20 protein-coding genes and 1 pseudogene are annotated in these 24,016 nt (G+C 33.7%); 8 read left to right on the top strand and 13 right to left on the bottom strand.

The features are described 5' to 3' along the window. Window position 1: 1 nt before the first annotated feature. Window positions 2–1,117, bottom strand: a complete 1,116-nt coding sequence (locus ACQQ6V_RS03970) for a Nif3-like dinuclear metal center hexameric protein (protein WP_448844261.1) — start codon at window positions 1,115–1,117, stop codon at window positions 2–4. Window positions 1,118–1,186: 69 nt separating this feature from the next. Between ACQQ6V_RS03970 and ACQQ6V_RS03965 the strand changes: the two genes are divergently transcribed. The 3 genes from ACQQ6V_RS03965 (at window position 1,187) to ACQQ6V_RS03955 (ending at window position 4,280) form a co-directional block, all read left to right on the top strand. Next, the gene (locus tag ACQQ6V_RS03965) at window positions 1,187–2,020 is read left to right on the top strand and encodes an ion transporter (RefSeq protein WP_448844260.1); all 834 of its coding nucleotides are present in this window, start codon (window positions 1,187–1,189) and stop codon (window positions 2,018–2,020) included. An 11-nt stretch (window positions 2,021–2,031) separates the two neighbouring features. Continuing rightward, window positions 2,032–3,390 carry a M20/M25/M40 family metallo-hydrolase gene (locus ACQQ6V_RS03960; RefSeq protein WP_448844259.1) on the top strand — a complete coding sequence of 453 codons (1,359 nt, stop codon included), beginning with the start codon at window positions 2,032–2,034 and terminating at the stop codon, window positions 3,388–3,390. 104 nt (window positions 3,391–3,494) lie between these two features. Then, window positions 3,495–4,280 (top strand): alpha/beta hydrolase, encoded by a 786-nt coding sequence (locus tag ACQQ6V_RS03955; RefSeq protein WP_448844258.1) that lies wholly within the window; start codon window positions 3,495–3,497, stop codon window positions 4,278–4,280. On the opposite strand, the gene ACQQ6V_RS03950 is transcribed toward ACQQ6V_RS03955, so the two are convergent. The 6 genes from ACQQ6V_RS03950 to ACQQ6V_RS03925 all read right to left on the bottom strand — a co-directional run bounded on the left by ACQQ6V_RS03950 (window position 4,252) and on the right by ACQQ6V_RS03925 (window position 13,021). Next, on the bottom strand, window positions 4,252–5,055 hold the full coding sequence (locus tag ACQQ6V_RS03950; protein WP_448844257.1) for a patatin-like phospholipase family protein: 804 nt from the start codon (window positions 5,053–5,055) through the stop codon (window positions 4,252–4,254). The genes ACQQ6V_RS03955 and ACQQ6V_RS03950 overlap by 29 nt on opposite strands. 41 nt (window positions 5,056–5,096) lie before the next feature. Beyond that, window positions 5,097–6,059, bottom strand: coding sequence for a hypothetical protein (locus tag ACQQ6V_RS03945; protein WP_448844256.1), 963 nt, complete (start codon window positions 6,057–6,059; stop codon window positions 5,097–5,099). Between the two features lie 175 nt (window positions 6,060–6,234). After that, window positions 6,235–7,623 carry a dihydrolipoyl dehydrogenase gene (gene lpdA, locus ACQQ6V_RS03940; RefSeq protein ID WP_448844255.1) on the bottom strand — a complete coding sequence of 463 codons (1,389 nt, stop codon included), beginning with the start codon at window positions 7,621–7,623 and terminating at the stop codon, window positions 6,235–6,237. A 321-nt stretch (window positions 7,624–7,944) separates the two neighbouring features. After that, window positions 7,945–10,437: a DUF5686 family protein gene (locus ACQQ6V_RS03935; RefSeq protein ID WP_448844254.1), complete on the bottom strand. Its 2,493-nt coding sequence runs from the start codon at window positions 10,435–10,437 to the stop codon at window positions 7,945–7,947. A gap of 135 nt (window positions 10,438–10,572) precedes the next feature. After that, window positions 10,573–12,534, bottom strand: a complete 1,962-nt coding sequence (locus ACQQ6V_RS03930; protein WP_448844253.1) for a heavy metal translocating P-type ATPase — start codon at window positions 12,532–12,534, stop codon at window positions 10,573–10,575. 79 nt (window positions 12,535–12,613) lie between these two features. Next, window positions 12,614–13,021: a Fur family transcriptional regulator gene (locus ACQQ6V_RS03925; protein ID WP_448844252.1), complete on the bottom strand. Its 408-nt coding sequence runs from the start codon at window positions 13,019–13,021 to the stop codon at window positions 12,614–12,616. A 200-nt stretch (window positions 13,022–13,221) separates the two neighbouring features. Here ACQQ6V_RS03925 and ACQQ6V_RS03920 point away from each other — a divergent pair, with 200 nt between their 5' ends. From ACQQ6V_RS03920 to ACQQ6V_RS03910, 3 genes are read left to right on the top strand one after another with little or no spacing between them, the layout of a single operon-like run. Next, window positions 13,222–14,601, top strand: a complete 1,380-nt coding sequence (locus ACQQ6V_RS03920) for an SGNH/GDSL hydrolase family protein (RefSeq protein ID WP_448844251.1) — start codon at window positions 13,222–13,224, stop codon at window positions 14,599–14,601. After that, window positions 14,582–16,246 (top strand): MBOAT family O-acyltransferase, encoded by a 1,665-nt coding sequence (locus ACQQ6V_RS03915; protein WP_448844250.1) that lies wholly within the window; start codon window positions 14,582–14,584, stop codon window positions 16,244–16,246. The genes ACQQ6V_RS03920 and ACQQ6V_RS03915 overlap by 20 nt, the downstream gene beginning before the upstream one ends. 33 nt (window positions 16,247–16,279) lie before the next feature. Beyond that, window positions 16,280–16,714 (top strand): FKBP-type peptidyl-prolyl cis-trans isomerase, encoded by a 435-nt coding sequence (locus ACQQ6V_RS03910; RefSeq protein ID WP_448844249.1) that lies wholly within the window; start codon window positions 16,280–16,282, stop codon window positions 16,712–16,714. Window positions 16,715–16,830: 116 nt separating this feature from the next. Here the strand turns inward: ACQQ6V_RS03910 and ACQQ6V_RS03905 are convergent, their stop codons facing one another. From ACQQ6V_RS03905 to atpD, 3 genes are all read right to left on the bottom strand, one after another. Continuing rightward, window positions 16,831–18,141 (bottom strand): GDSL-type esterase/lipase family protein, encoded by a 1,311-nt coding sequence (locus ACQQ6V_RS03905; protein WP_448844248.1) that lies wholly within the window; start codon window positions 18,139–18,141, stop codon window positions 16,831–16,833. Between the two features lie 62 nt (window positions 18,142–18,203). Next, window positions 18,204–18,485 carry a FoF1 ATP synthase subunit delta/epsilon gene (locus tag ACQQ6V_RS03900; protein WP_448844247.1) on the bottom strand — a complete coding sequence of 94 codons (282 nt, stop codon included), beginning with the start codon at window positions 18,483–18,485 and terminating at the stop codon, window positions 18,204–18,206. Between the two features lie 74 nt (window positions 18,486–18,559). Then, window positions 18,560–20,068 carry a F0F1 ATP synthase subunit beta gene (gene atpD / locus ACQQ6V_RS03895; RefSeq protein ID WP_448844246.1) on the bottom strand — a complete coding sequence of 503 codons (1,509 nt, stop codon included), beginning with the start codon at window positions 20,066–20,068 and terminating at the stop codon, window positions 18,560–18,562. A gap of 181 nt (window positions 20,069–20,249) precedes the next feature. On the opposite strand from atpD, the pseudogene ACQQ6V_RS03890 reads away from it, so the two are divergent. Continuing rightward, window positions 20,250–21,170 (top strand): annotated as a pseudogene (locus tag ACQQ6V_RS03890) (bifunctional riboflavin kinase/FAD synthetase). 2 nt (window positions 21,171–21,172) lie between these two features. On the opposite strand, the gene ACQQ6V_RS03885 reads toward ACQQ6V_RS03890, so the two are convergent. Further along, entirely contained in the window at window positions 21,173–21,529 is a 357-nt protein-coding gene (locus ACQQ6V_RS03885) for an MmcQ/YjbR family DNA-binding protein (protein ID WP_448844245.1), read from the bottom strand. Window positions 21,530–21,624: 95 nt separating this feature from the next. Between ACQQ6V_RS03885 and gcvT the strand changes: the two genes are divergently transcribed. Continuing rightward, entirely contained in the window at window positions 21,625–22,704 is a 1,080-nt protein-coding gene (gcvT, locus tag ACQQ6V_RS03880; protein WP_448844244.1) for a glycine cleavage system aminomethyltransferase GcvT, read from the top strand. Window positions 22,705–22,785: 81 nt separating this feature from the next. Here gcvT and ACQQ6V_RS03875 read toward each other — a convergent pair whose 3' ends face one another. Together ACQQ6V_RS03875 and ACQQ6V_RS03870 are read right to left on the bottom strand one after the other, a co-directional pair. Continuing rightward, window positions 22,786–23,139: an arsenate reductase family protein gene (locus tag ACQQ6V_RS03875; protein ID WP_448844243.1), complete on the bottom strand. Its 354-nt coding sequence runs from the start codon at window positions 23,137–23,139 to the stop codon at window positions 22,786–22,788. Window positions 23,140–23,179: 40 nt separating this feature from the next. Next, entirely contained in the window at window positions 23,180–24,007 is an 828-nt protein-coding gene (locus ACQQ6V_RS03870; RefSeq protein ID WP_448844242.1) for a sulfurtransferase, read from the bottom strand. Window positions 24,008–24,016 lie beyond the last annotated feature (9 nt).

Genomic DNA, 24,016 nt, shown 5'->3' with positions numbered 1-24,016 from the left:
TCTATATAAAATAATTTACAGGGTTGGTTTTTTGTGTAGATTTTGCGATTGCAAAGATATTAAATTTTTCGGATAATATTTCATATAATTGTTGTATCACAAATTGTTCTGACTCAAAATGTCCAATATCACCAATTAACATTTTATTTTCGCCAGAGAAAAAATCATGATATTTTACATCTCCAGTCAGATAAGCATCGCAACCAACAGATAGCGCGGTCTTTATACCACTCGCTCCACTTCCTCCGAGGACGCCTACTCTTTTAATTTTTTTGCCATTGAAAGGATTATGTCTGATAATTTCTAAGTCAAATTTTTCTTTAACCATTTTTAGAAAATCTTTTTCGTCCATCGCTTCTGGCAAATCGCCGTAACGTCCTAAGCCAGAATATTGATTTTCGTTTTCTAAATTAATAATTTGATAAGCGACTTCTTCATAAGGATGTGCTTTTTTCATCGCATTAATAATTTGAAATTGTTTATAATTTTCAAAAATGAAAGATAGTAAAATTTCTGGAGTTTGCTCTCTAACATTCTGAGAACCAGAAAACGGATTAGATCCTTCTATCGGGCGAAATGTCCCCTCACCTGTTATCGCAAAACTGCATTCATCATAAAAACCAATATGTCCTGCTCCAGCGGAAAATAGTGCTTCTTTTACGGTTTCTGCAAAATCATTAGGAACATATACCTCTAATTTCTTGAGGTTATTTTGCTTAGGCATTAATATTTTTTGGTTTTGAAGTCCTAATACTTCACAAATTTTAAAATTAACCCCAAAATAATCATTATCAAAAGCAGTGTGCATGGCGTAGATGACAACCTTGTTCTCAATGGCTTTGAGGACAGCTCTCTCAACATAGTTTTTCCCGGTAATGGATTTTAATCCAGAAAAAATAATCGGATGAAACGTCACAATAAGATTAAAACCCTTCTCGATAGCCTCGTCCACAACACTTTCTAGAGCATCATGCGCAATTAAAACACCTGTAATATCACGATCTGCATTACCACATAATATCCCTACATTATCGAAATCTTCGGCTTGTCTAATTCTAAAAACTTGATCTAAAACACGACAAACGTCCTTAATACTTTTGATATTTTCTCCAATCATTAGGCTTAATATTTTTTCATTTGAAAACTAAATGTAAATTTACAATTTATTACTTTATAAGAAAGTATTATGCAAACGAAAATAAAGCCAGAGTTTAATCTAAGACCCGTAGAAGGATGGCTCAGAAAAGTCTATAATGTTATCTATCTAAGCGACACTCGTCAAGGAAAAATCTTTGATATTTCTCTTCTTATTTTAATTACGATAAGTGTCGGTCTATTAATGATCGAAACGATCCCGCTCGTTAATCTAAAATATCATAATATTTTTTATACTGCAGAATTTTTTATAACTATCATTTTTACGATAGAATATATCCTGAGAATAGCTTGTATAAAAGAAAAACGTAAATATGTTTTTAGCCTAGTTGGTATTATTGACTTTTTATCCATAATTCCTTTTTATTTGAGTTTATTTTTCCCTGTCATTCATTATATAGGAATGTTAAGAATGTTCCGAATGTTAAGGATTTTCAGGATTTTTAACCTTGCAGATTATATGCATGATGGCCAATTCATTGTAACAGCCTTAAAAGAGAGTTCTAGAAAAATATATATTTTTCTACTGTTCATTATTATTTTCATTGTTATTATTGGATCTCTAATGTTTCTTATAGAAGGTGGTAAAAATGGATTTAGCAGCATACCTCAAAGTATTTATTGGGCAGTCGTAACTATTACCACGGTGGGCTACGGAGATATTTCGCCGGCTACAGCTGTCGGAAAATTACTTTCGATTATTGTAATGCTTTGTGGTTATAGTATTATTGCGGTGCCTACTGGTATTGTAACTTCGGAATTTCGAAAAAGAAAAAGATACCATTACCAATGCACCCGTTGTGGTAACGACGATAATGATCAAAATGCAAGATATTGCAAAATTTGTGGTGATAAAATCATTTAAAAAAATAATCAATGAAAAAAATACTCTTTATAATTTCTGTAATTACTGCGGGACAATTGTTCTCACAAACTAAAAAAGATTCAATTATATTCAGTAATATTTCTAAGGAAATTATGAATAACGGCAAAGCTTACAATAACTTACGTGATCTCACCCAGAATATAGGACATCGCTTAAGCGGTTCTTTAGCTTATGAAAAGTCTGTACAATGGGCTGTTAAGCAACTTAAAGATGCTGGCGCCAATAAAGTATGGACAGAGGAAGTTATGGTACCTGTCTGGGAACGCGGTAAAGAATCATTACAAATAAAAACTCAAAACGGATCCTGGAAAACAATTAAGATGCTCTCTCTAGGTAATTCTGAAGGAACTAAAGGCAAAGATCTTATCGGAGAGATTATTGTCGTAAAATCTTTTGAAGAATTCAATAAATTATCCAAAAATGATGTACAAGGAAAGATTGTATTGTTCAATTATCCTTTTAGTCAAGATTACGCCAAAACAATGCAAGGTTATAGTGATGCTTCTAAATACAGAACAACAACAGCATCTCTAGTTGCAGAAAAAGGAGGCAAAGCAGTACTAGTACGTTCTATAAGCACAGCCTTTGATGACATCCCTCACACAGGAAGTATGCGCTACAAAGACAATATTGATAAAATACCAGCAGTTGCATTGGGACCAAAATCCGCTGATGAACTAGAAGCTTTAATCAAATCTCAAAAAGTCACTGTAAAGCTAAATTCTAATTGTGGTATGAAAGCCGACAAACTGTCTTATAATGTTATCGGGGAAATCACGGGTAAGTCCAGCAAAGATATTATTGTAGTAGGAGGACATCTTGACTCTTGGGACGTTGGAGAGGGCGCACATGATGACGGTGCTGGCATTGTACAATCTATCGAAGTATTGCGTGCTTATAAGCAATTAGGTCTTAGCAATAAGAATACTATCCGAGTAGTCTGTTTTGCTAATGAAGAAAATGGAGTAAGAGGAGGAACAGCCTACGCTAAAAGTATTAAAAATAAAGGAGAAAAAAATATTTTTGCTTTAGAAAGCGACAGCGGAGGTTATTCTCCAAGAGGTATTGCTCTAGATATGTCACAAGAACAGATTGATAAAATCCTTAATTGGAAATCTTTATTTCTACCTTACGGCATCTATGATTTTGATGAACGTTATGCGGGTACAGATATACATCCAATGAAAGAAAGCGGGACAGCATTAGCAGGATTAGTACCAGATTCTCAACGTTATTTTGACATTCATCACTCCGAAAATGATACATTTGATAAAGTTAACCGAAGAGAACTTCTTCTCGGCGCTACTGTTATCACGCAATTAATCTATATGATCGATAACAATTGGTAATCATATTCTATTATAAATATCAAATCCTAAATGAAATTTTGTTTAGGATTTTTTAATATTCAAATATGGAAATCTACCTATATTTGTAAGACGAAAAATCAAAAATGAAAAAGCTATTTCTTTTTATCTCATGCTGTTTTATATTAGCTTCATGCACCAGCATAAGTAGCGGGATTGATAGCAATAATGTGATTAAACAAAGTCGTTATAATTTTTCTACTTTCAGTTTTCCTGCTAAAGATAAAGTTCGTGTCTATGCTGATTATTATGATTATAACGGTAAGTCCGCACCTTTGATCTTACTGTATCACAAAGCAAGTTTTAGCAGAGGTATTTATAGAGATATTGCACCACGATTAGTTGATCTTGGTTATAATGTTTTAGCCGTAGATTTGAGATCAGGAGATACCGTCAATAACATAGAAAACCTTACACATAACGATGCTTTAGAGAGAGGTAAAACAACTAACTTTATAGATGCCATAGCAGACTTAGACGCTTCATTAGAATTTGCAAAACATAACCTTAAAGCTAAAAAAATCATCTACTGGGGAAGCTCTTACTCAGCAAGTCTAGGTTATTATATGGTTTCTAAACATCCTTCTGATTACAAAGCGCTCATCACGTTTTCTCCTGGAGAATATTTTAAAATTGGAGATAAAAACATTTCTGATTATGCAAAAAATATACAAATCCCTACTTATATAGCTTCTGCGAAAAAAGAAGAAAAAGATTGGCAATCAATCTATGATGCAATTCCTGCAAAAAAACAATTTTTCTTACCAACTCAATCAGAAGGCTTACATGGCACAATGGTTCTTAACCCTTCCTATAATGGATCAGAAGAATATTGGCAAGATATTATTCCTTTCTTAAAAAAAATGAAATAATCTCTTTTTCGTTGTCTCTGAATGTAGCTTTTGCTTGATTGTATCCGATATTAAAAATTTCTTCTAATCGTTCTGGCTTCCTTTCAAAAATACTGAATTGCGCTAGGCTTTTGGATGTGATAAACCAATCACAATAAGAAAACTTATAGATCTCTGTACGATGTGACAACAACTCGTAAGCTCTTGTGGTAACGGATCTTATACTTTTTAAATCAGATGCTTTTACATCCTGCGTGGGCGTTACATAGACGCCAATAATTTTGTCACAATCTTTTTTCAGGATATCGGCAGGGAAATTATTGAGGACGCCACCATCGCTATACATTTCATCACCAATAAAATAAGGCGTTGTTATGCCAGGTATAGAAGATGATGCAATGATGGCATCTACAATTTTATAATGTTTATCAAAAACTTTTTGCTCTCCTGTAATTAATTCTGTCGCTACAATTCTAATATCTTTATCCAGATCTCCTATGGTCATATCACCAAAAATAGGATCTAAATAATTAGCAAAAATATCTGACGAAACTAATCCAGGCTTATTAAAAGCAAAATGTTTCCAATTGAAAAAGTAAATAGACTTAAAAAAATCTAAAATGTCTTCTGGTGATTTTCCTACTGCATAAAGTCCTCCCACAATAGATCCAGCACTGCAACATGCAAGAATACTTGGCTGCACACCTATCTCGTTAAGAAACTTGATAACTCCTGCATGTGCCAATCCTCTTGTCCCTCCGCCAGAAAGAACAAGACCTACTGTATTATCCAACATGATTCACCTTCATTTTTTTTAAAATTATTTCAATATTTTAATTAATCCGCTTCAACCGCAGCATCAACTGGTTCGTCTTGATAATAAGATCTGAATTTCTGGTTATTTTTATCGTAAGTAATAACTAGTTTTGCATTTTCACTATTCAATAAAACACCATCAACAGGAGAAGGAACAAGGCTTCCCGTATCCATATATATCAAAGATTTTTTCTTGAAAGAACTCAATCTCATCTTATCAGAATAATTTTCGGCAAAAGCTAAATATGGTTCTTTGGAACTTTGATTGGTACAAATAACTAATAGTCTAGAGTTTTGTTTTTCGTTGTTATCTAAAATAACGGCAACATCTAATTGTCCATCCCCATCAAAATCACCATAAGCAATTGTATTTTTTGCACGTTCTGCATTCTGAGTAACAAGATAGGTTGTCCCATCACTGTACTTACTATCTAAAATTAGTCTTTTGACTTTTGCATCCAAATCAGCAAATTTACCTAAAGAAAAAGATTGCTTAAACTCATCAAAATTATAATATTCTACCACATTAGACTTCAACATATAATAAGGTTGTGCAGTAACATCTTTAGTATTGGTAGGTTTGGTTAGATATACTTTGGCAAAGGTTGGATTATCAAAACTATTATCAACAAATAATTTTTGACCAAATTTTAGATTACCAGATACATTAGAACCATCCGCATTAGGCGCATCACGAAGATTAGCATCTTTTGCAATGATAAAGTTTTCTGTATACGGTTCATATTCTCCTTCTCCTTCATAATCCTCACCTTTATCTATTTTGGTAGAATCAATTTTTAGGCTATCTTTTTTCACTTCATTATTAGCTACTTCTGGTTTTTTATCATCTTTCTTAAACGCTAAAAAGTAAACTAAACCAGCGATTAATAAAACAGCTACACCTCCTATAATATAGTAAAGTTGCTTTTTATTTTTTGGATCATTGGGTTGTTGAGGAGGATTAGGAACTAAGTTGTCTTCCATAATTAATTTATTTATGTTTTATTATTTTAAAAGTTTTTGCTAATATTTTACTTCTTTTTATTTTTTTTCATCTGCTAATTTAATAAAAAGCCTGATTATTTCTATCACTCTAGAATAAAAAAATGCTGTCTTCTATAAAAGAAAACAGCATTTGAATGTTATATATAAATATCTATTAAATATGAATAACCTCTCCGTAAGCTGCAGCTACAGCCTCCATCATAGCCTCAGACAAAGTTGGATGCGGGTGAATAGATTTCAATACTTCGTGACCTGTAGTTTCTAGATTTCTAGCAACAACAGCCTCTGCAATCATTTCTGTAACGCCACTTCCGATCATATGACAACCTAACCACTCACCATATTTCGCATCAAAAATAACTTTTACAAAACCATCAACATCGCCATTAGCTGTTGCTTTTCCACTTGCTGAGAAAGGGAATTTACCAACCTTAAGTTCGTATCCTTTTTCTTTAGCTTGCTTTTCTGTTAATCCAACAGATGCAATCTCTGGCGCACAGTATGTACATCCTGGGATATTGCCATAATTAATTTTCTCAACGTGAAGTCCTTTGATCTTCTCAACACAAGTAATACCTTCTGCTGATGCAACGTGAGCTAGAGCTTGAGTTGGGATAATATCACCAATTGCATAATATCCTGGTACAGAAGTTTCATACCATTCGTTAACCAATACTCTACCCTTGTCTGTCTGCACACCTACTTCTTCTAATCCGATATTCTCGATATTAGCAGCAATACCTACAGCTGACAATACGATGTCTGCCTCTAATGTTACATTACCGTTTGCTGTTTTCACATTAGCTTTAACACCTTCCCCTGTTGTATCTAGAGATTCTACAGAAGCATTAGTCATTACTTCTATTCCGGCTTTCTTAAGTGATTTTTCTAAGTGCTTAGAAACTTCTTCATCTTCTACAGGAACAACGTTAGGCATAAACTCTACTACAGTTACCTTAGTCCCCATAGTTGCATAGAAATAAGCAAACTCTACCCCGATTGCTCCAGAACCTACAACAATCATAGATTTTGGTTGAGATGGTAAGCTTAATGCTTGTCTATATCCAATAACTTTAACACCATCTTGTGGTAAGTTAGGTAATTCTCTAGATCTTGCACCAGTTGCTAAAATGATATGATCTGCGCTGTATTCTGTTACTTTGCCTTCTGCATCTGTAACATCTACTTTACGATCTTTTTTGATTTTACCAGCTCCAGAAATAACGTCAATTTTATTTTTACGCATAAGGAACTGGATTCCTTTACTCATGTTATCTGCCACACCGCGGCTTCTTTTGATAACATTAGGAAACTCAAAACTTGCTTCTACTTTGTTAAGTCCAAAGTCTTCGGCATGATTGATATATTTAAAAACTTGTGCAGATTTTAGTAATGCTTTAGTTGGAATACATCCCCAGTTAAGACAAATACCACCTAGATTTTCTTTTTCTACAATGGCTGTTTTGAAACCTAACTGTGCTGCTCTAATAGCGGTAACATATCCTCCAGGACCACTACCGATGACAATAATATCGTATTTCATTAGTCTAAATAATTTTCATCAAAAATAAGGAAAATTTATTGGTTTACTTTCCTTATAATAGATTTTTATGTTAAAGCTTTTTAATAGTGATTGTTGCGCGAGCGTAGCGAGCGCCAAATCAGTAGTATTGTGACCGCGAATTGCACGCGTGAGCGATGGTAGCGGATATCCTTTTTTGCAAAGAATGGAGCGAAGCAGATCTTGGCAAGCAAAAAAGATTGAAGCGGACGTAGCGACGCATTTTTTGAAATAAAAAAGAGCCTATAAGAATTATCCTTATAAGCTCTTTTTTTATGATAAAAATGGGACACGCCCAAAGTATTAAAACCCTAACACTTTAAGCTTAAGCTGTATAGCGAAGTTATCGCTGACCTTACCTGTTGCATAATGTCCAACTCTATAAAACAACCCAAGATTGAAGCCTGTACTCAAAAAGTTATTGTACTCTAAGCCTACTTCTTGATAAAGGTGATCTAATTTTTTAAAATCAAATTGGTGTTGCGCTGTATTTTTCATGTCACCAATTGTCCCCTTATATACAAAATCAAAGCTGGATGTGTTTTTTCCAAAACTTTTGAAATACCAAGGTATACGGTGCGTAAAGTAATAGCCAACAAATTTATCATTGAAATATTGCCCCGCTTCCATGGTTGCAAAACCTAGATATGTTGTTAAGTTAAATCTTGAGAAAAGACTATTTTCTTTGGAAGAATCCAAACCGCCCATCGTAAACTGATGCCAAACGGGAGCATTACCCGTCATTAATCCGCCATATAATCTTGCGCCTGTTACACCTAACTTACTTCTGAATTGATGTAAAAATAAAACATCAAATCTACTGTAATTGAATTCTCCGCCAAGACTTTTTACACCTTGCTCATAGTTAAAATAAACTTCTGGAAATTGTTGATCAAAAGTATACTTACCTGTTGGCGTCATAATATTTTTAGAATTGGGTGAGTACTTTAGGCTTATGGTAGAGGCAAAGTTTGTAAATTCTTTATTAACTCCTAAGAATGAATAGTCGAATCTTGCTTCTTCATTTTGTCTTTTCCCAGATACTAATAATGTTAATGCGTTATTAAGATCAACTTGATAGGAAAGTCTAAAACCCTTGTATCGATAAAATTTATCATTTTGTAAATCAACTCCAGAATTCATAATTCCCATCTTGATGCTCCATAGATTTTGAGAAAAACTACCAGACGACATTACATCATCAAAATATTCAGCTCGGAAAAATGATGTATAATCTAAAGTCGTATTGACATCCAACCCAAGTCCATATTTAATATGTCTATCCTTAAAGCCGTAAGCCAGATACATATCGGGTGATATATACTTATTGAATCTCTCATTAAGCTTAGCGCCCATCCCTAATCTGAGACCTTCATAACGACTGTAACGGATCTGAGTAGGATCCAAATCAACCAATCCAACTCTTATCCTACCTCTGAGTAAATTACTGAACACATTAACTTTCTGATCTAGCCCATATTTTTTTCCTACACTATCAATCTTTTCGTAAGTCATTTTTTCTCGTGCAGTAAGGCTATCTGTACGGAAATTATCCATTAAAGATCCATCGCTATTTTTCACAGCCATACTATAACCTTTAAATTCTGAAGCTTTGACCTCTATGGGTGTTTTGAAATCAAAGTAATCGACTTTCATGTAGACATAATTACCAAAGCGTGTTCTTTTTTTCTTTTCTGCATCTTCTTCTTTTTCATCACTTTTGCTTTTATCATTTTTCTTATTGTTGGTGCTATTATTTTGATCATTATTAAAGCTAGTGCTGCCCATTTTTAGCTTTAGATTCTCTTTTTGTAGAAACCATTTGTTATCTCTCGGCGTCCATATAGAGGTTATACTACCTTCATTTTTTTTATTACTATTGCTTTCAATCTTTTTTACGGCAAAAGTTTCTTGATCGATGTAGAGATAGCCATTAAATCTTCTTTTTCCTATTGCGGACTTTTTATCAACTTGACGAAATCTAATAACATAATTCTGACGACCTTCTATCTCAATAGAATCGGTTAAGAAAAAGCGATACAAAGTTCTATTTTCTGGTAAAATCTCACGCGGTATCTGGTTTCTATTAGAGCGCAAAGCTAGAAGTTGATAGATTGGCTCTTTTAGTCCAGAGATACGATTGTCTAAAACATTGATTTTCTCACCATATTTCTGAGAGTACAAATATTCGTTAGCGCGCTCCCAGAGAAAAAGCTTGCTATCTTTCATAAGACTCATCACATTAAAATCTTCTAGAGAATCTTTCTTTTTTTTCTTATCTAAAACCACATCCTTACTAGGTAGTTGCTTGAGAGAATCAGCACGTCTATCAATAAATTTATTATAAATTCTCACACTATCTTCATCAAAATCATATGATATTTTCTCATAAGATTTAAAGCTGTAAGACTCTAAACTTTTAGGTGAATTTCTTTTAAAAAAAGCATTTACTTTCTCTAAAATTGCTAATGCTCTCGGATCAGTTTTGTTCTCAATAACAACACCTTCAATTTTACTGGTTTTAAACTCTTCAATTTCCAAAGAAGTCTCCATTAACTTGTCCACAACGACATCTGTATCTTCATAACCTTCATGCTTCACAGTTATTTTAGGACATTTTGTTTTGAAATCTAACTCGCCTTGCGTATTGGTAACCCCTAATAATTTTTTATCACAGTATACGCCAGCTTGTGGCAATACCTTATCTGTCCCAGCAATTTTTACTATGATTTTGGATTGAGAAAACAATACTACAAAACTTAGCGTTAAGAGAAATTGTAAAATTCTTTTTTTCATGGTTTAAAGTTTCAATATAAAAACAATTAACAAGAGGTTTTTGATGATATTTAAATTCAATTTTTCAAATAAATTACCACGTTAGCTCCTCAGTATTAATGAGTCTGTCATTACAGTACTCTGTTACAAACCTTTCTAGAACTTCATTTTCTGAATTCTAACAGCATTTAAAATTGCTAATAAGGCGACGCCTACATCTGCGAAAACAGCTTCCCACATATTAGCTAATCCGCCAGCTCCAAGGATTAGTACTATTATTTTTACACCAAAAGCTAGACCAATATTTTGTAAAACGATTTTTTTAGTTTCTTTTCCGATTTTTATAGCTGTCGCAATCTTAGAAGGTTGATCGGTCTGGATAACAACATCTGCCGTTTCTATCGCCGCATCAGAACCTAGACCACCCATCGCAATACCAACGTCACTTAATGCCAAAACTGGTGCGTCATTAATACCATCCCCTACAAAAGCAATTATATTCTCTGGATTTTTCTTAAGATCTTCTACCTTTTGGACTTTATTTTCTGGCAGCAATCCACCAAACGCTTTATCAATACCAAGACTCATAGCTACTTTTTGTGTAATAGAATCTTTATCTCCACTTAGCATCATCGTTTGAGATACACCAACTTTCTTCATTTCGTGGATAGCAGATTTAGCATCTTCTTTAATTTCATCTGCAATGATGATATAACCTGAAAATTGATTATTAATCGCCACAATAACAATACTTTCCACAACATTTTTAATATCTTCTGGGTAAGTAATATTATAACTTTCTAATAGTTTTGCGTTACCTACCAGAACTTCTTGCTGATTAACTATTGCTTTCAGTCCTTTTCCTGAAATTTCTTCTACATTTTCTGCATTAAGATTAGAGGGATGATAATTAGCAATAGCCTTTGCAATAGGATGCGTAGACTTAGCTTCTACCGCAGAAACGATATTAAGAAATAGAGTGTTGTCTGCAAAATTAGTTTCTACTTTTTGAACCTTGAAAACACCTTCGGTCAAAGTTCCTGTTTTGTCCATTACAACGGTATTTACTTTTGCCATAATATCTAAAAAGTTAGACCCTTTGAAAAGAATTCCGCTATGCGAAGCTGCACCAATACCTCCAAAATATCCCAAAGGAATAGAAATAACCAAAGCACAAGGGCAAGAAACAACTAAGAAGACTAAGCCTCTGTATAACCAATCTTTAAATTCATAATTATCTACAAAAAAGTAAGGAACTAGCGTTAATGCTAAAGCCAAGAAAAATATTACAGGAGTATATATTTTTGCAAATCTTCTAATAAAAAGTTCTGTTTTTGCTTTTCTAGAGCTGGCATCTTGCACCATTTTTAAGATTTTGGCTATCGAGCTATCTTCAAATTTTTTAGTTGTTATTATTTCAACAACATTTTCCAGATTAAGCATTCCTGCAAGAACAGTTTCATCTTTTTTAATGCTTGACGGCTTGCTTTCACCTGTCAAAGCCGAGGTATTAAAACTTCCTTTATCACTGTTCATAACCCCATCCAAAGGCACCTTCTCTCCTACTTTGACCTGAATAATTTCGCCAATTGTAATAGTTTCTGGATTGACAGTTTGCCATTTTTCATTTCGTAGAACATGTGCTTCTTTGGGTCTGACATCCAGCAAAGCTTTAATATTATTTTTAGCTTTGGAAACTGCTGCTTCTTGAAACATTTCTCCGATGGTATAAAACAGCATCACTGCAACACCTTCTGGAAATTCCCCAATTAAAAAAGCACCGAGAGTAGCAATTCCCATCAAAGAAAATTCATTGAAAAAATCTAATTTCAGAGCTTGTTCTAAAGCTTCTCGCCATACGGAAAACCCTACCAACAAGTAAGAAATACCATACCATAACAATCTTACCCAAGTATTATCGATAAACCAATGAGCCTTTATAAGATAATCCAGAATCAATCCTATTACGAAAATAACCAAGCTGATGGTTAAAGTATATTTGGTATTAATATCGCCGTGACTGTGCTCATGATCGTCATGGTTATGACCATCGTGAGATATTTTTTTTGACGTTACTTCGTCTTCGGTACCGCAACATCCTGTACTACATTTTGCCATAATAATTTAATTTATAAGACAAAAGTAAATAAGATCGGTTGCAACTTGGTTGCAAAGTTATAATTCTGGAAGTATAAAATTAATGACAATGATCACAAATACCCTTTACAACAAAAGAAGTTTGTTCTGCTAAGAAGTTTTTAGGAAGTGATAATTCTGGAAGATGATAATTTCTAAGGCAAAATGTCTGACTACATTGATTACAATGAAAATGTGCGTGAGAAAACTCTGGTGTACATTGGCAATTACTCTCGCATAAAGCATATTTTAAAGAACCTGTACCATCCTCGATACTATGAATAAGCTTATGTTCTTCAAATTTTTTTAAAGTTCTGTAGATTGTCACCTTATCGGCATGATCCAACTCAACTTCTAGATCTGCTAAGCTCAAGGCAACTTTACTTTTTCCGAGTACTTCTAAAACTAAAATTCGCATTGCTGTTGGAGCAATATTTCTATTGATGAGTTGATTTTCTAAGACTTTCATGCGCTAAATTCTAGAGTAAAATTACAATTTTATTTGGTAATTATAAGAGCTAATAAGGTTTTCATTTCTAATGATTTCAAAACCTTATTTAACTTTGAAAATAAATTAACAAATATTAATAATTTTTGAAAAAAATTCATTGAAAATAACATACAATACTATAAATTTGCGCATCCAAAATAAGCGTAATTCTTAATCCTTTGAAAAATGCAAATACAAGAGTGTTTCTACTAACGCTCATTTGTTTTATAATATATTTATCGGCATCTGTTTTCGTTTCTGTTTTTCAAAAAAAATGGGAAGGCTTCGATCGTATTAATTTACTTTCGGATATTTTTACAGATCCCAAAAATCATCAGCCCATACGTACTTTCGCAGATATTGGTAAAGAAAAACCTAAGGTTACAAAGCCCTCCGATTCTTTGAAAATTGAAACTGTAGAAGATTATACTAAAGGCAATGAAATTATCAACTTCAAGGTTAATGATTCTACGAAGATCATGTCTGGTTTTTATGCTAAACTGAAGGATCTAAAAGAAGGGAAAAATGTTAAAATAAGAATTGCTTATTTTGGAGATAGTATGATAGAAGGCGACTTATTAACGAGTACGCTTCGTCAACTGTTGCAGAGTAATTATGGTGGTTCTGGCGTTGGCTATGTGCCGATCACTTCGCCAAGTGCTGGTTTTAGACAAACAGTAACTTCTAAATCCGACGGTTGGGAAAACGCTAATTTTTCGGATAAAAAAACGAGAAATCTTTATTTTTCGGGTTATAAATTTTGGGGTTCTGGTAATGCTTATTTTCGAGATAACACGATAAAAGATACGGCGACCATAGAAAAATCGCTTTTATATGGAAAAACTGAAGGCAATATCACTGCCAATGGTAAAAAGATAATTCTTAATCCAAAATCTTTGGTTAACCGCCAAATTATTGATAACAATAAGTCTTCTCAGATCAAATTATCTTCTACTAATGCCAATCTACTTTTGTACGGCGTAAGTTTTGAAAGCCAGAAGGGCATCATTGTAGATAATTTTTCTTTCCGAGGAATTACCGGGATTGAACTTAATAAATTGGACGAAGATTTCTTAAAAAGCATCAATGAAGTTAGTCCTTACGATTTGATTGTATTTCAATATGGCGTTAACTTATTGTTTCAGCCTAATAACAAGGATTTTTCTTATTTCGAAAATAGCATAAAACCGGTTTTCAAAAAAATGAAAAACGCATTTCCTCATTCTAATTTTCTTTTGGTAGGAAGTGCTGACAGAGCCTTTAAATACAAAGACGAATACAAAACAGCCGTTGGTCTTCCGATTCTTTTAGAATTACAAGCCAAATTGGCAAAAGAATATCAGTTTGCTTTTTACAATCAATTTGCATCCATGGGCGGCGAAAATTCTATTGTAAAATGGGCGCAAATGACACCTGCTCTTGCCAACAAAGATTATGTGCATCCTAACGGAAAAGGCGCAGACTTGCTTGCCAGAAAGCTTTTCACTGCGTTGCAACATGATTTCCAAAAATACGAAAACCAAAATTTAACGATTCAGCATGCAAGAATCCTTCGCTAGATTATTGTCAGAATTTGACCTTAATCAGTTTTTGCAACAGTTTTTATACGATAGCAAAAATCCGTTGTTGTTTAACAATGGTTTTTTTGTCTATTTTTTCAGTGTATTTATTGTCCTCTTTTATTTGTTAAGAAATAAACATAATGCGAGACGTTACCTGTTTTGTTTCTTCTCTTTATACTTTTTTTATAAAGCCAGTGGCGCTTTTGTCCTTTTGGTTATTTTGTCGGCGATTGTAGATTTTATACTATCCAACGCCATATACAACACTTCAAAAAAAGGAACAAAAAAGTTACTTTTAATCTTGAGTATTATCTTTAATCTCGGTTTATTATTCTATTTTAAATACACTAATTTCTTTTTAGATCTGTCTAATCAATTGCTGGACACAGGATTTCACCCGTTAAATATCTTGTTACCAGTCGGGATTTCATTCTATACTTTCGAGAATCTAAGTTATACGATTGATGTCTATCGAGGCGAATTCAAACCTGCTAAAAAGTTTTCAGAATATCTTTTATTTTTATCATTTTTCCCAAAATTAGTGATGGGACCTATTGTAAGAGCGCACGATTTTGTCCCTCAGATTAATCAACCTTACGTTATTACAGAACGAGATTTTGCAAAAGGATTTTATCTCATTATCGCTGGATTAATTAAGAAACTCGTCATTTCTGATTATATCACACTTAATTTGGTTAACTATATTTTTGATAATCCAGCCTTACACACAGGATTAGAAAATCTGATTGCTGTCTACGGTTATGCGATGGTCATCTATTGTGATTTTAGTGGTTATAGTGATGTGGCTATTGGTATGGCGTTGTGGATGGGTTTTAAAATTCCGCCTAACTTTTTATCGCCTTATCAAAGTAAAAACATCACCGAATTCTGGAGAAAATGGCATATTTCTTTATCATCTTGGTTAAAAGATTATCTCTACATTCCGTTAGGTGGTAATAGAAAAGGAAGCGTAGGCTCTTATCTCTTCACACTTTTATTTCTGGGTGGCGCTTACTTGATGTGTCAAAATCTCTTTCATCTCTCGTGGGAATGGTCATTGGGCGTTGTCGGTATCTTACTAGCCATATTTGTGTTACCGCCGTTGTTGACTAAAAATGCCAAAGGAATTCCGGCTAACTTCAATCTATTAACAACGATGTTATTGGGTGGTTTTTGGCATGGCGCGAGCTGGAATTTCATTATCTGGGGCGCACTTCATGGCATTGCTTTGGGAATTCATAAAATATGGATGCTACTGACTGGCAAAACCTTTAAAAGCTTTAACGATAGTAAAATCTATAACTTTATAATGGTCATTATTACATTCCATTTTGTTTGTTTTTGTTGGATTTTCTTTAAAGCCGAAGATTTCGAAATCGCCATGACCATGATTAAGCAGATTGCCTTTAACTTTGAACCTCAAGTTTGGGAAGCTTTTTATGGTAATTACAAAGAAGTTATCTGGATGATTGCTGTGGCGATGGTTATTCATTTCATCCCGAATAATACTGCTGATCGTTGGATTGACAAAATCGGAAAAACTTATCTAATCTATTATATCATTGTCTTTTTTGCATTTTTGTTATTATATGGTTTCTTTAAATCCTCAGAACAAGTGATGCCAATTTATCTTCAGTTTTAAACTTAAAAGCTTAAATTTGCACAAATATTTACAATGGGCGTAGCAGATTTTTTAGCTAAAAAGAAAAAAGCATTAGCAGATAAAAACCTTAAAGAAGGTCAAGAATTTCAGAAAGAATTTGGGGCAAAAGAAGGCGTAGTAACTTTAGAAAGTGGCTTACAATACGAGATTATAGAAGCTTCTGAAGGTAGAAGTCCAGAAGCAAGAGACACGGTGATCTGTCATTATCATGGGACAACAATTGCAGGTAAAGTGTTTGACAGTTCTGTAGAAAGAAAAAAGTCAGCATCATTTCCGCTTAATCGCGTAATTTCTGGTTGGACAGAAGGTTTACAATTAATGTCAACGGGAAGCAAGTGGAGATTTGTTATTCCTCCACATTTGGCTTATGGAAACGAACAAATTTCTAAAGAAATCGGTCCTAATTCGACTTTAATTTTCGAAGTTGAATTAATCGGAATTAAATAAATTACAACAAGTTTTAAATTGTCACATTGAGCTTGTCGAAATGTTTTTCCAAATAAGGAAAGTGCTTCGACAGGTTCAGCGTGACAGTTTTTTTTTAATTTTGAGATCTACTTATTCTATTTAAAATTTTGAGATAAAATTGTCCAAATTGTATTGGCTTGGTTGTCATAACCAGACTTCATAAAATGAACGCCATCCGCATTAGCTTCTTTCTTAGCTAAAGCTTTAGTAAAATATCCAGCACCGCCAACTTCATTATAAAGATTTATAAATGCTGTATTATTCAACTTAGATGCTTCTTCTATCCACGTTACAATTTCTTTAATTTTAACAGGTTTGAGCTTATTATCAACGGGTGATATCAGCAGAATTGGCAATTGAGAATCCGTCTTTCTCAAGGCATCAATCAAGTTTTTAACCTGATCCTGAAATTCAGTTTTCGTAAGAGAACTCAGACTTTCGTTAGTGCCGAGTGCAATCATTACCACGTCTGGATGAGTCGTCAACAACTGATTAACCTGCAACGGAAACTTCATGTAATCGCCAAAAGTAGCGCCATTAACCCCAACCGAATTAAAAACAACGCCAGACTTCGCATTCTTTTTCAACAATTGAAATCCATACAGCTGATTGCCTTGGCTTGCATTGGTCTGTAATAACAATTTCTGCATTGGTTTAGGATAATCGAAAGTAGTGACTAAACTTTGATATTTGGCTTCAGCAATTTTAGTTATATTTTGTTCAAATTCTGGATTAAAATCAATGTTAACTTGTTCTACTTTAAAAGTTTGACCTGCCTTTGGCGTCTTTACCGTATTACCATTAAGTTGCGCTAATCTTGTTGTGGTGGTATTAAATTTTGCCGCCAACTCATAATAATTTTCATCCTGAACAGTGTAAGGCAACATTGTTTTTTTCTTATTGATAAAATCGGCTAAACTTCTGTTAGAATCAAAAATGTTAAAACTTTCACCCGACATTTTTTCATCATTAAAGATTTTAATTTCGTCAAAAGCATCTTCTGGATTAGAAACTTCAAGCTGAATAAAAGAATTTTTATGATTTCCCATGACAAATCCTGCAGCGCCCATAGCTGGAAATACCTTCTGTTGATAGGATAATCTGAAGGTTACCCAAGGCTGATTAGACACCGAAGTATAATCCAAAGGCCCATTGCTGTTAGCTAATTGATACGGAAAAACCATACCACGACCGGCATTACCGAATTGTTCCTGGAATTTATTTCTGAGAAATTGAGTTGTCCAACCCGCTTGGATATGAGAATCTCCCAAAAATAAAATATTGGTGACTTGTTGATTGGATTTCAGTTTATCATAAAAAGATTGAAGTTGCTTAACATTTTGGAAATTCTGAGCTGTGACTGATCCAGATAATAAAATGGCGAAAATTTTCAGAAAGTTCTTCATAGTTCAAAAATAAAAAATACCCTGAAAAAATCAGGGTATTATATTAATTTATTTGGTTTAATTTACTCGCAAAGAATAATTCCTTTGTCGTTACTAAACTCAATTACACCACTTTTAATGGGGAAAGAGAAAGCAGACTTAGCTTCGTGCTCTTTCGTAAAATATTTAGAATATTTGCCATTAATCTGATCAGCGTAGATTTTCACTTTTCCGTTAACTAAAGCCGAAACTATAGCGGCGTGATTTTTGAAAATTTGAAATTCACCACTTTTACCAGGTAAAAGAACCGAATCTACTTCGCCTTCAAAAACTACATATTCTGGGGTTAATATTTTTATAATCATTTTTATGAAATTATAGATTATAGATTTTAAATTCTAAATTAATCTAAAATCTAAAATTCAAAATTTAAAATTCCTTATTTGTTGTCAGCTAACATTTTCTCTCCAGTTTCGATAGCTTCTTCGATAGACCCTTTAAGGTTGAAAGCCGCTTCTGGAAGGTGATCTAACTCACCATCGATAATCATGTTAAATCCTTTGATTGTATTTTTGATATCTACCAATACCCCTGGGATACCTGTAAACTGCTCTGCAACGTGGAAAGGTTGAGATAAGAATCTCTGCACTTTTCTAGCACGGTATACAGATAATTTATCTTCTTCTGATAATTCTTCCATACCTAAGATGGCGATAATATCTTGAAGTGCTTTATATTTCTGAAGGATTTCTTTAACTCTTTGTGCACAGTTATAATGCTCGTCACCGATGATTTCTGGTGCTAAGATTCTAGAAGTAGAAGCCAATGGATCTACCGCTGGATAGATACCTAATGAAGCAATCTTTCTGTCTAGTACTGTTGTTGCATCTAAGTGAGCAAAGGTTGTAGCTGGAGCTGGATCGGTAAGGTCATCCGCAGGTACATAAACCGCCTGTACAGATGTAATAGATCCATTTTTAGTTGACGTAATTCTCTCCTGCATTGCACCCATTTCTGATGCTAGTGTTGGTTGGTAACCTACTGCAGATGGCATACGTCCAAGAAGTGCTGATACCTCAGAACCGGCTTGTGTAAAACGGAAGATATTATCTACAAAGAATAATACATCACGACCTTGTCCTGTTTCTCCACCATCACGGAAATATTCTGCAATTGTAAGACCAGACAATGCAACACGAGCTCTTGCTCCAGGTGGCTCATTCATCTGACCGAAAACGAAAGTTGCTTTAGATTCTTTCATTTCTTCAAGATCAACTTTAGAAAGATCCCATCCTCCATTCTCCATAGAGTGCATAAACTCTTCTCCGTACTTGATAATACCAGACTCTAACATCTCACGAAGAAGGTCATTACCCTCTCTTGTTCTCTCTCCTACTCCTGCGAATACAGAAAGACCACCGTGACCTTTAGCGATATTGTTAATCAATTCTTGGATCAATACAGTTTTACCAACACCTGCACCACCGAATAAACCAATCTTACCTCCTTTTGCATAAGGCTCGATAAGGTCAATTACTTTGATACCTGTGAATAAAACTTCTGCTGAAGTTGATAACTGATCGAATTTTGGTGCTTCTCTGTGGATTGGCAAACCGTTCTCATTAGATACACCTTGGATACCATCGATAGCATCTCCAACAACGTTGAATAAACGTCCATTAACTTCATCACCAATTGGCATTGTAATTTGTCTACCAGAACCTGCAACTTCTTGTCCTCTCTGAAGACCATCAGTAGCGTCCATAGCGATACATCTTACTGTATCTTCGCCAATATGTTGTTCTACCTCTAGAACAACTTTTTCTCCATTAGTTTTAAGAACTACTAGAGCATCATATATTTTTGGTAATTCTTCAACATCATTAAAAACTACATCGATAACTGGTCCAATAATTTGTGAAATCTTTCCTTTAATTTGGTTTGCCATTACTAAATTTTTTCTTGTGCGCAAAGATAGTAAAAGTTTGTAAATGTGCATTGTCACAAATAAAGATTTTTATCATATTTGCAAAATAAAACTTTAGTCTAAGGAAATTCTATTTTTGAAAACTTAAAGTATCGATTTCTTTATCGAAAATCAATTAATATTTACCAAAAAAATTCTGGCTTTGAAAATCATTAACGATTTTAAAGATTATCATAACAAAACCCCTCTGGCAATATCTTTAGGTATGTTTGACGGTGTACATCTTGGACATTTCTCTATTATTAATCAGTTGAATCATATTGCTAAAGAAAAACATCTAGAATCTGCCATATTAACCTTCTGGCCACATCCAAGAAAAGTCATTAATCCCAACGACGAAGTTTCTTTATTAAATACTTTGGAAGAAAAAACAGATCTTCTGGAGAAAAGTGGGATCCAGAATTTGTTTTTAAAAACATTCGATAATGATTTTAGAAACTTAACGTGAGAAGATTTTTGCAGAGAGATTTTAATTAAACAATTAAATGTTAAACACCTTATTATAGGATACGATCATACTTTTGGCAAAAATAAAAGCGGAAATTTTGATTTGTTAAAGAAATTGTCGACAGAATTAGATTTCGAAGTAGAACAATTAGGTCCTATAGATTTCAACCAACAACATATTAGCTCTACAAAAATTAGAAAAGCTCTATCAGAAGCAAAAATCAAAGAAGCTAATGAAATGTTAGGCTACTATTATTCTATTTCTGGAAAAGTGGTTGATGGTAAAAAAATTGGTAGAACAATTGGTTATCCAACCGCCAATATCGACGTTGACAGCAGCAAGCTTCTTCCCAAAAAAGGAGCCTATATTGTGGAAGTTTGGATTAATCAACAATTCTATAAAGGTATGTTAAGCATTGGCACCAATCCTACTGTTAATGGCGAAAAGTTGACGACAGAAGTTTATATCCTAGACTTTGATGGTGACTTGTATGGTAAAAACATTACGGTTAAATTCCGAGATTTCCTCCATGACGAAATAAAATTTGAAGGTCTAGAAAAACTCATCGAAAAACTAGATGAGGATAAAAGATTAACGGAAAGTTTCAATTTCTAAAGTTATGAATCTTTTAATAGTTCTTCTTTTACTTTTTTAGTTAAAGATTTAAACACCAAATCATAAGAATGATCTATTAATTGTAAAACCAAATCTCTTTTTAGTCCATCAATAATTACAGTATTCCAATGGGTTTTATTCATGTGATATCCTGGGATAATCTGTTCATGCTGCTCACGCAACTCTACACTCCAATCCGGATCAGCCTTTAGATTAATAGATAAAGGCTGTCTTTCTAATGGCATTAAGGCAAACACTTTATTGCCAACTTTAAAAACTAAAGTCTCAATATCAAACGGAAAGCTTTCTGTAACACCTTTTTTTGCAAGGCAATACTGTCTAATAAATTCTGTATCCATAATTATTTTAGCCCTAAAATTAAAGAATTTAGGTTAATCCATCAAAAAAGATTAATTTTAAGACTTTATTTTCAATCATAAATAAATCAATAAAAATGAAAAAGACTGCCCTGTATGACAAGCACGTTTCTTTAGGTGCTAAAATTGTTCCTTTTGCAGGATTCGAAATGCCTGTGCAATATTCTGGAGTTACAGAAGAGCACTTTGTAGTAAGAGAAAAAGTGGGATTGTTTGATGTATCTCACATGGGACAATTTTTTGTAGAAGGTCCTAATGCTGTCACTTTGTTACAAAAAGTAACAACTAATAATATCGAAGTTTTAGAGGACGGAAAAGCACAATATTCTTGTCTACCTAACGAAAATGGCGGTATTGTAGATGATCTTATCATTTATAGAATGAATGCTGAAAAATATTTTGTAGTGGTTAACGCTTCTAATATTGATAAAGATTGGGATCATATATCTAAATACAATGCAGAAATTGGTGCAACAATGACCAACGCTTCTGATGAGATGTCCTTATTAGCAATCCAAGGTCCGAAAGCTGTTGATACTTTACAGAAATTAACGGATGTTAACTTAGCAGAAATTCCATATTATCATTTTACAATTGGCAGTGTTGCTGGTGTTTCTGATGTTATTATTTCTAACACTGGTTATACAGGATCAGGAGGTTTTGAGATTTATTTCAATAATAGCGATGCTAATCAACTTTGGGACGCTGTTATAGAAGCTGGCGCAGACTTTGGTATTTTACCTTGTGGATTGGCTGCTAGAGATACTTTGAGGTTAGAAAAAGGCTTCTGTCTTTACGGGATGGATATCGATGACACAACGTCTCCACTAGAAGCTGGGTTGGGATGGATTACAAAATTTGATAAAGATTTTGTATCTAAAGACATTTTTGCAAAGCAAAAAGAAGAAGGTATTACCAGGAAATTAGTTGGTTTTGAGCTTACGGACAAAGGTGTGCCAAGACACGATTATCCAGTGGTAGATGCAGAAGGCAATGTAATTGGTAAAGTAACCTCTGGGACGCAATCTCCAATGAAAAAAATCGGAATTGGTCTGGCTTACGTAGACAAATCTCATTTCAAAATTGGAACCGAAATTTTCATCCAAGTAAGAAATAAAAATATCCCTGCTCAAGTTGTGAAAACTCCTTTTGTATAAGATTATAACATTATAAAAGGTCTTCAATGTTATTTTGAAGACCTTTTATAATTAATATTAAATCTCAATTTTTTGAGACTTTTATTGTTGTTCAAAAAACAAATGCAGCTCTTCTAAGTTTTTCTTGTCACTTCCAGCAAATATCTTTTGATCCGAAATAAAAACTGGGCGCTTTAGAAAACTATAATGATCCAGGATCAAAGCTTTAAAATCTTCTTCTTTCAGAGATTTCACATCAATTGCTCTTGCTTTAATTTGGGTAGATTTTTTACTAAATAACGCTTCATAAGATTGCGTTAATTGGTACATTTCTGCCAATTCTTCTTCAGAAACTGGCTTTGATTTTATTTCCCTTAATTCCCAATCTGACAAATCAAATTCGGCCATAATTTTCTTACAAGTGCCACAAGTTTTTAGATAAAATACTTTTTTCATATTACAAAAATAAAATACTTTTTTATATTGAGTTTAATAATTAAAACTTATTTCTAGACCATTCACTCCAAGATCCAACATAGAGATTAGGCACATCAAAACCAGCATAATCCATCGCCAAAATAGTATGACAAGCCGTAACGCCAGAGCCGCAATGCACAATAACTTGATTAGCTTTATGGTCTTTGAAAACTAATTCGTATTTATCATGTAGCAATTGTGGTGATAAAAAGAAACCTTTATCGTCCAAATTTTCATTAAATGGAATATTAATTGCTGACGGAATATGTCCTGCAACCAGATCTATTGGTTCTGTAATCCCATTATAACGGACTGATTCTCGGACATCAATAATCTCGAAATCTTGATTTTTACTAGCTTCTTCCACCTGAGAAATATCAACTGTTGCCCATTGCCAAGACTGTACTGGATATTGAGTTTCTACAATATCTTCTTCTCCATTTTTAGTAGGAAAGCCTTGCTTTAACGCCTCTTGCATTCCGCCATCTAAAACTTGTACTTTATCATGTCCAAAAGATCGTAACATCCACCAAAATCTTGCTGCAGCATTAGCGCCATTTTTATCATCATAAATAACGATATGCATATGTATATCAATGCCTAACTTCCCTAAAGTTTTGGCAAATTCTTCAGGCGACGGCAAAGGATGTCTTCCTCCTTTAGAAAAATCATCAATTGTTGCTAAATCTTTATCTAAACTTACATAAATAGCCTTGTCCAGATGTAATTCTAGATATTGATTATGTGCCTTTGGACCACTTCTTAGATCAAAAATAGAAATTGCATTGTTATCATACAGCGACTTAAATTCTTGATATTGAATAATTGATGGCAATTTTTCATTCATATTTTTTAT

The sequence above is a fragment of the Chryseobacterium electrogenes genome (assembly GCF_053553015.1).
This window is presented reverse-complemented; position numbering and strand designations above follow the sequence as displayed.